This window comes from Novosphingobium resinovorum (genome assembly GCF_001742225.1).
Taxonomy (GTDB): Bacteria; Pseudomonadota; Alphaproteobacteria; order Sphingomonadales; family Sphingomonadaceae; genus Novosphingobium; species Novosphingobium resinovorum_A.
Window position 1 is genome coordinate 435894 of the sequence record NZ_CP017077.1, and the last position, 12102, is coordinate 447995.

9 protein-coding genes and 1 pseudogene are annotated in these 12102 nt (G+C 66.1%); 4 read left to right on the forward strand and 6 right to left on the reverse strand.

Features of this window, described 5'->3' with window-relative positions:
• Window positions 1-98: 98 nt before the first annotated feature.
• From BES08_RS27130 to BES08_RS27145, 4 genes are all read left to right on the forward strand, one after another.
• Window positions 99-860, forward strand: a complete 762-nt coding sequence (locus tag BES08_RS27130) for an SDR family NAD(P)-dependent oxidoreductase (RefSeq protein WP_069709915.1) — start codon at window positions 99-101, stop codon at window positions 858-860.
• Entirely contained in the window at window positions 857-2044 is a 1188-nt protein-coding gene (locus BES08_RS27135; protein WP_069709916.1) for an acyl-CoA dehydrogenase family protein, read from the forward strand. The genes BES08_RS27130 and BES08_RS27135 overlap by 4 nt, the downstream gene beginning before the upstream one ends.
• Window positions 2041-3111 (forward strand): phosphotransferase, encoded by a 1071-nt coding sequence (locus BES08_RS27140; RefSeq protein WP_069709917.1) that lies wholly within the window; start codon window positions 2041-2043, stop codon window positions 3109-3111. Before BES08_RS27135 ends, BES08_RS27140 begins: the two co-directional genes overlap by 4 nt.
• Window positions 3112-3187: 76 nt before the next feature.
• Window positions 3188-4189, forward strand: coding sequence for an NAD(P)H-dependent flavin oxidoreductase (locus BES08_RS27145; RefSeq protein WP_069709918.1), 1002 nt, complete (start codon window positions 3188-3190; stop codon window positions 4187-4189).
• Window positions 4190-4232: 43 nt separating this feature from the next.
• On the opposite strand, the gene BES08_RS33230 is transcribed toward BES08_RS27145, so the two are convergent.
• The 6 genes and pseudogenes from BES08_RS33230 to BES08_RS27170 all read right to left on the reverse strand — a co-directional run bounded on the left by BES08_RS33230 (window position 4233) and on the right by BES08_RS27170 (window position 11833).
• Window positions 4233-4382: a hypothetical protein gene (locus BES08_RS33230; protein WP_156799995.1), complete on the reverse strand. Its 150-nt coding sequence runs from the start codon at window positions 4380-4382 to the stop codon at window positions 4233-4235.
• Between the two features lie 285 nt (window positions 4383-4667).
• Window positions 4668-5791, reverse strand: a pseudogene (locus tag BES08_RS27150) (IS30 family transposase).
• 533 nt (window positions 5792-6324) lie between these two features.
• Complete coding sequence (locus BES08_RS27155) at window positions 6325-9021, reverse strand: HAD-IC family P-type ATPase (protein WP_069709919.1); 2697 nt, start codon at window positions 9019-9021, stop codon at window positions 6325-6327.
• 30 nt (window positions 9022-9051) lie between these two features.
• Window positions 9052-9441 carry a response regulator gene (locus BES08_RS27160; RefSeq protein ID WP_069710214.1) on the reverse strand — a complete coding sequence of 130 codons (390 nt, stop codon included), beginning with the start codon at window positions 9439-9441 and terminating at the stop codon, window positions 9052-9054.
• 210 nt (window positions 9442-9651) lie between these two features.
• On the reverse strand, window positions 9652-10275 hold the full coding sequence (locus tag BES08_RS27165) for a response regulator transcription factor (protein WP_069709920.1): 624 nt from the start codon (window positions 10273-10275) through the stop codon (window positions 9652-9654).
• Window positions 10265-11833, reverse strand: a complete 1569-nt coding sequence (locus BES08_RS27170; protein ID WP_231958515.1) for a PAS domain-containing sensor histidine kinase — start codon at window positions 11831-11833, stop codon at window positions 10265-10267. Before BES08_RS27170 ends, BES08_RS27165 begins: the two co-directional genes overlap by 11 nt.
• Window positions 11834-12102: the final 269 nt, after the last annotated feature.

Sequence of the window (12102 nt, forward strand, 5' to 3'; positions counted from 1 at the left end):
TTTTCGGTCCATTCGCGGTGCCGCCAGGTTGGCGGCACCGTTGGCGCGGGCGTTCGAGACGCGCGGGGCTGACCGGATTATTCGAGAAGGATGAAGGCATGGAATTGCAAGGGGTGGGGGCGATCGTGACCGGCGGCGCTTCGGGGCTGGGCGGTGCGACCGCAAGGATGCTGGCGAGCCACGGCGCTAAAGTGGCGATCTTCGATCTCAACGAGGAGGTGGGCAGTCAGACCGCGGAAGCGATCGGCGGCATCTTCTGCAAGGTGGACGTGGCCAACGAGGCCAGCGTCGTCGCCGGGATCGACAAGGCGCAAGACGCCCATGGCGTCGCGCGCGTGCTGGTGAACTGCGCGGGCGTGGCGCCGGCGATCAAGACGGTGGGCAAGGAGAACGTGCCCCATCCGCTCGACGCCTATCGCCGCGCGATCGAGATCAACCTGATCGGGACCTTCACCGTCATCAGCAGGTTCGCCGCCCGGCTCGCCGATGCCGATCCGCTCGGCGAGGAGCGCGGGGTGATCGTCAACACCGCATCGGTCGCCGCCTACGACGGGCAGGTGGGGCAGGCTGCCTATGCCTCCTCGAAAGGCGGGGTGGTGGGCCTGACGCTGCCGGTCGCGCGCGATCTGGCGCAGCACCGAATCAGGGTCATGACCATCGCGCCGGGCATCTTCCTCACGCCCATGCTGATGGGGCTGCCGCAGGCGGCGCAGGATAGCCTGGGCACGCAAGTTCCCCATCCCAGCCGGCTCGGCAGGCCCGAGGAATATGCCCAGCTGGTCGAGAGCATCATCGCCAATCCGATGCTCAACGGCGAAGTCATCCGTCTCGACGGCGCCATCCGGATGGCGCCGCGATGAGCGACGCGGCCGTGCTTTCGATCGATGCCGAAGCGATCGCCGACCGGGTAGAGGCTTTCGTGCGCGAGGTCGTGGTGCCTTACGAGAAGGACCCGCGCATCGCCGTTCACGGCCATGGGCCGCCCGAGGACCTCGTCGTCGAACTGCGGGCGAAGGCGCGGGCGGCGGGCGTGCTCACCCCGCATATCCTGCCCGGCGGCGCGCACCTGACGCAGCGTGACACGGCGAAAGTGCTGATCCGTTCGGGCCTGTCTCCGCTGGGACCCGTCGCGGTCAACACCATGGCGCCCGACGAGGGCAACATGTACCTGCTGGGCAAAGTCGGCTCGGCCGAGCAGAAGACACGGTTCCTCGATCCGCTGGTGCGCGGCGAGGCGCGCTCGGCCTTCTTCATGACCGAACCGGCGGCCGAAGGGGGCGCCGGTTCCGATCCTTCGATGATGCGCACGACTTGCGAGATGGACGGCAACCACTGGGTCATCAACGGGCGCAAGGCGTTCATCACCGGCGCGCAAGGGGCCAGGGTGGGCATCGTGATGGCGAAATCGCAGGACGGCGCCTGCATGTTCCTGGTCGACCTTCCCGATCCGGCGATCCGCATCGAGCGGGTGCTCGACACCATCGACAGTTCGATGCCGGGCGGCCACGCGATCATCGCCATCGAGAACCTGCGCGTTCCCGCCGACCAGATGCTCGGCGCCAGCGGCGAGGGGTTCCAGTACGCGCAGGTCCGCCTGTCGCCGGCGCGCCTGTCGCACTGCATGCGCTGGCTGGGCGCCTGCATCCGCGCGAACGAGATCGCCACCGCCTATGCCTGCACCCGCCAGGCCTTCGGCAAGCTGCTGGTCGACCACGAGGGCGTGGGCTTCATGCTGGCGGACAATCTCATCGACCTGCGCCAGTGCGAGCAGATGATCGACTGGTGCGCCGGGATACTCGACGGCGGCTCGCTGGGCACGGCGGAAAGCTCGATGGCCAAGGTCGCGGTCTCCGAAGCGCTGATGCGGGTGGCGGATCGCTGCGTGCAGGTGATGGGCGGCACCGGGGTTTCGGGCGACACCATCGTCGAGCAGGTCTTCCGCGAGATCCGGGCCTTCCGCATCTACGATGGGCCCACCGAAGTCCATAAATGGTCGCTGGCCAAGAAAGTGAAGCGCGATTTCCTGAAGGCCAAAGCCGCATGAGCGGATTGCCGGACGAGAACGTCGGGACCACGGCGGTGCGCGAAGGCTATGGCTTCGACGAGGCGGCCCTGGCGGACTGGATGCGCGGCCATGTCCCCGGCTATGCGGGGCCGCTGCAGGTCGAGCAGTTCCGCGGGGGCCAGTCCAACCCGACCTACAAGCTGGTCACGCCGGGCAGGACCTATGTCCTGCGTCGCAAGCCGCCGGGCCTGTTGCTCAAAGGTGCGCATGCCGTAGAGCGCGAGGCCAAGGTGCTGACGGGGTTGGAAAAGGCAGGGTTTCCGGTTGCCCACGTCCATGCCCTATGTACCGACGACGCGGTGATCGGGACGTGGTTCTACGTCATGGACATGGTCGAGGGGCGGATCTTCTGGGATGCCACGGTGCCCGGCGTCCCGGCCGGTGAGCGGGCGGCGATCTTCGATGCGATGAACGCGGCCATGGCCAGCCTGCACATGGTCGACTACGCCGCCGTCGGCCTTGCCGACTACGGAAAGTCCGGAAACTACTTCGCCAGGCAGATCGCCCGGTGGTCCCGGCAGTACCTCGACGATAGCGAGGCAGGGCGGGACCCGAACATGGACCGCCTGCTGGAGTGGCTGCCCGCCAATATCCCCGTCGGCGACGATGCCACCACCATCACCCATGGCGATTTCCGCATCGACAACATGATCTTCCATCCCACCGAGCCGCGCGTGCTCGCGGTGCTCGACTGGGAACTTTCGACGCTGGGGCATCCCGGCGCCGACTTCGCGTACAATGCGATGATGTACCGGATGCCACCGTATATCGTGGCGGGGCTCGGCGGTGCGGACATCGCCGCGCTGGGGATTCCCGGCGAGGAGGAATACGTCGCTGCCTATTGCGCCCGCACGGGGCGCGAGTCGCTGCCGGGGTACGACTTCTACGTCGCGTTCAATTTCTTCCGCCTCGCGGCGATCTTCCACGGCATCAAGGGACGGGTCCTGCGCGGCACCGCCTCTTCGGCGCAGGCGCACGAGCGGGTGCGGATCCTGCCCGAACTTATGGAACTGGCCTGGCAGCAGGCGCGGCGGGCAGGGGCGTGACAGGCGATGCACGCGGGCCATCGCCGCATGCGCGCCGCACCGCGCCGTGCGGCAGACTTCATGGGAGTGAACTGACATGACGACGATCAACACACGGATCACCCGGATGCTCGGCATCGAGGCGCCGATCGTCCAGGGCGGGATGATGTGGGTCGGCCGCGCCGAACTTGCCGCCGCGGTGTCCAACGCCGGCGGGCTGGGTATCCTGACCGCGCTGACCCAGCCCACGCCCGACGACTTGCGCAGGGAGATCGCGCGCTGCCGCGAGATGACCGACAAGCCTTTCGGGGTCAACCTGACGATCCTGCCGTCCGTGAGCCCGCCGCCTTATGCCGAATACCGCAAGGCGATCATCGACAGCGGCGTTACGATCGTCGAGACCGCCGGGCACAAGCCCCGGGAGCATGTGGAGGATTTCAAGGCGCATGGCGTGACCGTCCTCCACAAGTGCACTGCAGTGCGCCATGCGCTCTCCGCCGAGCGGATGGGCGTGGATGCGATCTCCATCGACGGCTTCGAGTGTGCGGGCCATCCCGGCGAGGACGATATTCCGGGCCTCGTCCTGATCTCGGCGGCGGCGGATCAAGTGACCGTGCCGATGATCGCCAGCGGAGGGTTCGCCGATGGCAGGGGGCTGGTCGCCGCGCTTGCGCTGGGGGCCGAAGGCATCAACATGGGGACGCGCTTCTGCGCGACGGTGGAGGCACCGATTCACGAGCGGGTGAAGCAGTTCATCCTCGACAACGACGAGCGCGGGACCAACCTGATCTTCCGCAAGTTCCACAATACCGGACGCGTCGCCCGCAATAGCGTGTCGGACGAGGTCGTGGCCATTTCCGCGCGGGCGGATGCCGTCTTCGAGGACATTCGCCCGCTGGTGTCGGGCGCCAGGGGCCGTCTCGCGCTGGAGACCGGCGACATCGATGCCGGGCTCGTCTGGGCAGGACAAGTGCAGGGCCTGATCCGCGATATACCGAGTTGCGCGCAGCTTGTCGCGCGCATCGTGCGCGAGGCTCGCGAGATCATCGCGTCGCGGCTGGCCGGCATGCCGGGCGTGACGTCGCAGGTCGCTGCCTGAATCGGAAATCGCGCCGGTTTGATCGATGAAGCCGACGCGGGGATCACTTGGCCGCAAGTTCCCCCTTCGACACCGGCGAGGCCATGGTGATTTCGGTGGTAGCACCAAACCTGAGGTGGGCGGTGATCTTGCCCAACCTGTCCAGCAGCACGCCCTCGCGGTTGCGCACATAGCTGCCGTCGACGACAGTCACCTGGTCGGGCGCCGCGCTTGCCACCGCCCCGCCCGGGTGGCCCTGGAAATGGCTGCCAGCACGGCACTCGGTCGCAACCTAATTAGAGCTACGTCGCGGCTTTCACCGGCTTGCGATTACCCATAAGTTTCGAGCCCCACGCCGATCTGGATGTCGGCAAGTCGACGTAGGCCGCGCCAGACGACGGTGTTACCCGGGGCGGGTCTGAAGTTCTTGCGAGATAACCGCCGAGACGGGCCAATTTCATTCGCTCGTCGTTCGTATTCTGGGTTTGCATCGGCGGGTTCAACGGGTGGCGGCAACACAAGCTTGAAAGCGCTCTGCGGGTATTTGGTATTCGAGCGTTTTCCTTGGTCGTTCGTTGAGTTGCCGGGCAACGGCACTCAGCTTGGTCTTGGCTGTATAGCTACAGATCGGTTCCTCTGGGGAAATACTGTCGCAGCAGGCGATTGGTGTTTTCGTTTGATCCTCGCTGCCAGGGCGATTGCGGATCGCAGAATGATCGGCCAGTTCCTTGCCGCGATCCCAGGTGAGCGACTTGTAGAGTTCGCGCGGCAGGCGCTGCGTCTGCCTGATCAGCGCAGATACGACGCTCCTTGTGTCCTTGTTGGCGACCTTGACCAGCATCACATAGCGCGAATGGCGTTCGACCAGCGTGGCGATGTAGCTGTTCTTCGTGCCTCCGATCAGGTCGCCTTCCCAGTGGCCGGGAATGGCGCGGTCCTCGACAGAGGCGGGGCGCTCGCTGATCGACACGGTATCCCTGATCTGGCCGAGGCCATTGCGCTTGAGGCTGGCGTGCCGCGATCGGCGGATGGTGCGCCGGGCTCGCAGATGGTCCAGCAGTTCCTTCTTCAGAACTCCCCGCGCCTGTATGTACAGGCTTCTGTAGATGGTCTCGTGCGACACCTGCCTGTGGGGCTCCTAGGGAAAGCTGCGCCTGAGCCACCCCGCAATCTGTTCCGGTGACCATTTGCGGCGCAGCTTCGCCGATACTGCCTTGGCCATGGCGGCGAGCAAGCCAGCTTGCAGGGCTTGGGCCGCAAGACACGGTCCCATGCCGCCTGATCGGACGCGGTCGCGCGATACCGTGCAAGGCCGCCGTTACGCCCGACTTCGCGACTGATCGTCGAGGGCGCGCGGCCCAGTCGCCGTGCTATCGCACGCAAGGGTTCACTGGCGCTCAGGCCGCGCGATATCTCCTCCCGCTCGGCAAGGTTCAGCGCACGGCTGCCACGCTTGCGATCGGCGGGCCGGATACCGCCGGTCGGCGAAATCACCGAGAATACCCACAATGACTCGCGATCGAACCTTCGTCCAATCGAACTCATCGACTCCCCGCGCTGCCAACGATCCCATATCTCCGCTCGCTGGCTGGCCGTGTAATATATCCGACGACGCTGCTTCATCGCGGCACTCCATCTTACCCAAAGGATTAAAGTGTTGCCTCCACTCGTTGAACCCACCATCCACTAGTGGACGTTTCGTATCGCATGCGACACGCATCAATTAAGAAGGGACATCATTACATCGACCTTCTAGAGATTGAACCAACACCCGGTGTTTCGGAATTTGATCCTGATTGGCATTCGGTTCGAAAAGAAAGGTGAAACTGTCACTTTCAGGAGCAGGAAGCCACGGGATGCTCGCGTCGGATAAGTGATCCTTTGGTACTTCAAAACTGGTGCCCAGCAACACTTTGATGGGTGGCTTATGCAAGTGCTCCTGCCGCCGCCCATAGCGTTGCTGCTGCTCCGATAGCTACCGTAACGGCTTTCATCATCGCGCCTTGCTGCACCACGCCGAGCCTTGTCGCAAACGTCCGTGATGGGGTGGTTGCTGCCGAAAGCCAAGGCTAGGCTTCAGTCAGGCAGGTAGGGGTCCCTTTCTGTGCCAGCCGGTCCGCTCCTAAATATATTTTTCAAATATATACAGGGCCTTACTATGGGTCGGGTTGGGGCTCCGCTTTGGCGTCGATATACAGTTCACGCTGGCGCAGAAGCAGTTTTTCTGCTTCGAGCACGAGGAAAAGCAGCAATCCGGCCGCAAGCACCATCACCCAGTCGATGAGGGACATGGGACGGCTGGCAAAGGCGGCGTGCATGAAGGGCGCATAAGTGAACAGCAACTGGGCACCCGCCACGACGCCGATCGCGCCGAGTACGGCGGGGGTCCCCAGCGCGCCGTGCCAGGTCATCGAGCGCATGTGCAGGTAGCGCACGTTGAACAGGTAGAACACCTGTCCGACCACTAGGGTGTTCACGAAGATGGTCCGTGCAGTGTCGAGGTCGCGGCCCGTGCCGATCGCCTGGAAGAACATGCCCAGGCCGAGCCCCGCCAGCAATAACGAGACGAGCAGGGTCCGCCATAACAGGAACGAAGAGATCAACGGCGCATCGCGGTGGCGCGGGGCGCGGTCCATGACACCGGGTTCCGATGGCTCTAACGCCAGGGCCAGGCCAAGCGTGACCGCGCAGATGAGGTTGATCCACAGTATCTGCGTCGGGGTCATCGGAAGGGTGAAGCCGGCAAGGATCGCCAGCACCACGGCGAGGGCCTCGCCGCCATTCGTCGGCAGTGTCCAGGCGATGACCTTGCGGATGTTGTCATGCACCGTCCGACCCTCGCGCACGGCAGCGACGATCGATGCGAAATTGTCGTCGAGCAATACCATTCCGGCGGCTTCCTTGGCGGCTTCGGTGCCCTTGTCGCCCATCGCCGTGCCGACATCGGCCTGCTTGAGCGAAGGGGCGTCGTTCACGCCGTCGCCCGTCATGGCCACGATCAGCCCGTGGTACTGCAGGGCGCGCACGATGCGCAGCTTGTGCTCAGGATTGGTGCGGGCGAAAACATCGATCTCCAGCACAGCATCCGACAGCGCGGCATCCGACAGTCGTTCGAGCGCGGAGCCGGTAGTGACGTGCGGTTCGTCGGCGATGCCCAACTGGCGGGCGATCGCCAGGGCGGTGGCGGCATGGTCGCCCGTTATCATCTTCACGGCGATGCCGGCGCGGCGACATTGGGCGATGGCCGCCGCCGCTTCGGGGCGCGGGGGATCGACGAAGCCCATCAGGCCCAGGAACTCGACGTCGCTCGCGAGGTCGTCGAAAACGAGGCGCGTGGTCGGCGTGGTCAGGCGTTTCCTGGCAAAGCCCAGCAGGCGCTCTCCATCCCGCGCCGCTGCGGCGATCCCGAAGGCCCAGGCCGCGGGCTCGATGCCGGCGATGGCCATCACTTCTTCGGGGGCGCCCTTGATGAAGATCGTCGGTTCGCCGCCGGGGCCGACATTGAGCGTCGCCATGAAGCGATAGGATGCATCGAAGGGGATTTCGTCGATGCGCTTCCATTCGCTCCGGGCGTGATCGCAATCGAGGCCCGCCTTTGCCGCCAGGGCCACCAGGGCTCCCTCCATGGGATCGCCGTTCACCCACCATCGCCCCGTTTCCTGCGCCAGGGTCGCGTCGTTGCACAGGAGGCCGCAGGCGATGATCGGGATGGCCCTGGCGATCGCGGCGGCATCGTCCTGTCCGCCCTCGCTGGTGAACCCGCCTTCCGGTGCATAGCCCGAGCCGCCGACGAGAATCTCGTCCCGGTCGATCAGGATGCGGCGTACCGTCATCTCGTTGCGGGTGAGGGTGCCGGTCTTGTCCGAACAGATCACCGATACTGCGCCCAGCGTCTCCACGGCGGGAAGTCTGCGGATCACGGCATTGCGCCGGGCCATGCGCTGGACGCCGATCGCCAGGGTGATAGAGATGACTGCCGGAAGGCCTTCCGGGATGATGCCTACGGCCAGCGCGACGACGGCCAGCAGCGCATCGCCCCACTCGTACCCGCGCAGCGCGATGGCGAAGGCGAACAACGCCAACGCGCCCATGGCGACGAGCGCAGTGAAACGGCGGGCAAAGCGGTCGATCTGGCTCAACAGGGGCGGCCGGGCGACCTTGACGGATTGGAGCAGACTGCCGATCCGCCCGATCTGGCTATGCGGGCCCGTCGCCACCACTACGCCGCTTGCCCGGCCCGCCGAAACCAGCGTGCCGGAAAACGCCATGTTGCTCCGATCGGCGACCTGGGCGGATGCAGCGACGGGGGCCTGCCCCTTTTCGGCGGGAACCGATTCACCCGTCAAGGCGGCTTCGTCGATGCGCAGGCCATGGACGCGCAGCAGGCGCACGTCCGCAGGAACCCGGTCGCCCGCTTTGAGCGAAACGATGTCGCCCGGGACCAGTTCGGAAACCGGGCACCTGCGGCGTATCCCGTTGCGCAGGACCAGGGCATGGGGCGCGATCATGTCGCGGATGGCGGCGAGCGCGCCTTGCGCCCTTCCTTCCTGGACGAACCCGACCACCGCATTGATGAGCACCACCGCGACGATCACGATCGCGTCGACATGATGGCCCAGCAATGCCGCCGCGACCGAAGCGGCGAGCAGGGCGTAGATGAGGGCGCTGTCGAACTGGGCGAGGAAGCGCCTGAGCGGATGGACGGCGGCTTCCACCGGCAGGGCATTCGCTCCGTGAAGCCGAAGCCGGTTGCGGGCTTCCATCTCGTCGAGGCCGGCCGGGCCGGTGTTCAGGCCGAGGAGGACCGTCTCGGCCGGCAGCTCGTGCCAGATCGTCTTGTCGGCGGCTTTCATCGCTCGGGGCATCTCCGCTGCAGATCGCGCTCAGGCACGACCCGTCGCCCGGTCGACGCAGGCGAGCAGGCGATGGTCGAGGAGCGGTTTTTCGAAGACCTCGTCGAACTGCGTGCCGTCATCGCCCAGCGCGACGGCGTCGCGCCGGTAGGCGGTGATGAGGATGGCCGGGCGCCGCCAGCCCGCCACGCGCAGGCCACGGAGCAATTCGGCGCCGCTCATGTCGATCATGCGATAGTCGGTGATGAGGCAGGCGGCCTCACCGACCGCGGGGTCCGCCAGCGCCGCGACTCCGCTGGCAAAGGCGCGCACTTCGTACCCGCGCGCCTGCAGCATCAACTGGATGGATCGGCGCACGGCGCTGTCGTCCTCCACGAGAAGGACGCTAGGACGCTGTGCGGGTAGTGCCGGAACCGTCATGGTGACATCTCCATGGCCCATCACGCTGGATCGGCCGATGCCACCATGCGATTGTTGTGTCGCCCCGTCGCTACGTATTGGTACTAGAGTGGGATGACGTAACGTCGACCCGCCTTTCGTCGTTGCGACCCCGGCCTGCGCCGCGGTCGCAATGACGATCCAACGTAAAGACATCACGCTCCAGGCGCGCAATAATGGAGTGCGTGCGGATCAGTTCTCGTCCATGCCCAGGCCGGCCGAGAAGGCGATGCGCAACGCTTCCGAAAGCGATCTGACCTGCAGCTTGGCCATCAGGTTGGCGCGATAGACCTCGACGGTGCGGGCCGATATTTCGAGATCGTAGGCGATCGTCTTGTTGGGCAGGCCCTTGGCCATTCCTGCAAGGACGTCGCGCTCGCGAGCAGTCAGGCCGGCGATGGCGACTGCGGCTTCGCGGGCGGAAGCGGCCTTGCGGTCCTGATCCTCGGCTTGCGCGAAGGCGGCCTGGATCGCATGGAGCAGGGCAGTGCGTTCGAACGGCTTCTCCAGGAAATCGACGGCACCGGCCTTCATCGCCCGCACCGCGATCCCGACGTCGGCATGTCCGGTCAAAACGACCACTGGCATCGCCACGCCCCGTTGCGCCAGGATCTGCTGGATTTCAAGCCCGTCCATCTCGGGCATCCGCACGTCCAGCAGGATACAGCCGTCCGCAGCGTGGCGCGCGGCCTTGAGAAAATCGACCCCCGAAGCCCAGGTTCGGACCGCATAGCCGGCGCTCTTGAGAAGGAAGCTCGTCGAGCGGCGGATTGCATCCTCGTCGTCGATGACGTGGACGGTACGTCTATCCTCCATCGGAGCCCTCCGTGGCCATGTGGATCAGGGTGAAATGAAACCGGGTGCCGCCGGGCTTTTGGCTTTCGGCCCAGATTCGCCCGCCATGGGCTTCCACGATAGTCCGGCAGATCGACAGGCCCAGCCCCATGCCTTCGCTCTTGGTGCTGAGGAAGGCCTGGAAGAGCTGGCCGGCGATCTCGTGGGCCAGCCCGGCCCCGGTGTCGGCCACGGTGACGCGCACGAAGCCGGGGCTGTCGATCGCGGTCCGGATGGTCAGGACGCGCTCTTCGCTATCGGCCATCGCTTCGGCGGCGTTGCGGATGAGGTTGACCAGCACCTGCTCGATCTGGACACGGTCGGCAAGGACCGGGGTGGCGGCCGGATCGAGCAGCAGCACCGGCGTCACCCCGTTCGCGCGCAGGCCCGCCAGGCCCAGCGAACAGGCCTCGTGGATCAGCGCCGGGAGGTCCTCGACCTGCTTGTGGACCTCGCCCCGCGCGACGAAATCGCGCAGCCGGCGCACGATATGGCCGGCCCGCAGCGATTGCAGCGCGGCTTCCTCCAGCGCGCCGCGCACCAGTTCGATGGCTTGCGGGGTGGCGTCTTCGAGCAGCACACTGGCCGTCTCGACATAATTCACCACGGCGGTGATCGGCTGGTTGAGTTCGTGCGCAAGGGTCGATGCCATGGCCCCCATCGCGCTGACCCGCGAGACGTGGATGAGTTCGGACTGCAACTCCTTCAGCCGCAGGTCGGTGGCATCCTGCTGGGTGAGATCGCGCATGAAACCGGTGAACAGGCGGCGCCCGCCGGCGGCGGTCTCGCCGATCGCCAGTTCGTGGGCGACCAGCGAGCCGTCCTTGCGCCGACCGATCACGCGGCGGTTCCGGCCCATAACCCGGTGCTCCCCGGTGGCGAGGAAACGCGCGATGTAGCCGTCGTGCGCCTCGCGGTCGGGGGAGGGCATCAGCATCGCGATGTTGCGCCCCAGCACTTCGGGCTCGGCATAGCCGAACATTCGCTCGGCGGCGCGGCTGAACGACAGCATCGTGCCTTCCTCGTCGATCACCACCATCGCGTCGGGCACGGTGGCGAGGATCGAGTTGAGATGCGCCTCGCGCGCTTCGATGGCGCGTTCTGCGGCCTTCTGGTCGGTGATGTCACGCACGATCTTGGCGAAGCCGCGCAAGGTCCCGTGCTCGTCGCGCAGTGCGGTGATCGTCATGTCGGCGAGGAATTCCGAGCCGTCCTTGCGTACGCGCCAGCCCTCTTCCAGCACCCGGCCTTGCGCGCGCGCGCGGTCGAGATCGGCATAGGGCTTGCCCGTGACGACTTCCTCGGCCGGATAGAAGATGGCGGTCGACTGGCCCAGGACCTCCTCCTCGGTCCAGCCCTTGATCCGCTCCGCGCCCTTGTTCCAGATGGTGACGCGGCCCTGGGGATCGAGCATGTAGATCGCGTAAGTGGTCGCCCCGTCGATCAGCAGGCCGAGTTCCTCCGCCGTCTCGCGGGCCTCGCGCGACTTCTGCTCCGCTTGCGCCGCGTGGGCGCTGGCCGCCTGGCGCCAGTGCGCCATGCGTGCCTTCAGGGCGATGATGGCGAGCGAGACCAGCGCGAACCCGGCCGCGTCGACGAGATAGTCGGGATCGCGCAAGGATGCGCCCGGCAGCAACAGGCCGGTCAGCGAGGCGAGGAACAGCGCGAAAGCGGCCGGCCGCCATCCCTCCATCCACGCCGAACCGAGGATGGCGAGCGCCAGGAGCGGCCAGATGGGCCGGTTGGCCATCACCGATTCGAGCATCAGCGCCGCCGCCGCCGCCAGCGCGACCGCCGCCGCCGCCAACC

Excerpts from the sequence above, each read along its gene's own strand:
- BES08_RS27130 (WP_069709915.1), top strand. The coding sequence starts at position 99 with ATGGAATTGCAAGGGGTGGGGGCGATCGTGACCGGCGGCGCTTCGGGG.
- BES08_RS27140 (WP_069709917.1), top strand. The coding sequence starts at position 2,041 with ATGAGCGGATTGCCGGACGAGAACGTCGGGACCACGGCGGTGCGCGAA.
- BES08_RS27170 (WP_231958515.1), bottom strand. The coding sequence starts at position 11,833 with ATGGCGCACTGGCGCCAGGCGGCCAGCGCCCACGCGGCGCAAGCGGAG.
- BES08_RS27145 (WP_069709918.1), top strand. The coding sequence starts at position 3,188 with ATGACGACGATCAACACACGGATCACCCGGATGCTCGGCATCGAGGCG.
- BES08_RS27160 (WP_069710214.1), bottom strand. The coding sequence starts at position 9,441 with ATGACGGTTCCGGCACTACCCGCACAGCGTCCTAGCGTCCTTCTCGTG.
- BES08_RS27135 (WP_069709916.1), top strand. The coding sequence starts at position 857 with ATGAGCGACGCGGCCGTGCTTTCGATCGATGCCGAAGCGATCGCCGAC.
- BES08_RS27155 (WP_069709919.1), bottom strand. The coding sequence starts at position 9,021 with ATGAAAGCCGCCGACAAGACGATCTGGCACGAGCTGCCGGCCGAGACG.
- BES08_RS27165 (WP_069709920.1), bottom strand. The coding sequence starts at position 10,275 with ATGGAGGATAGACGTACCGTCCACGTCATCGACGACGAGGATGCAATC.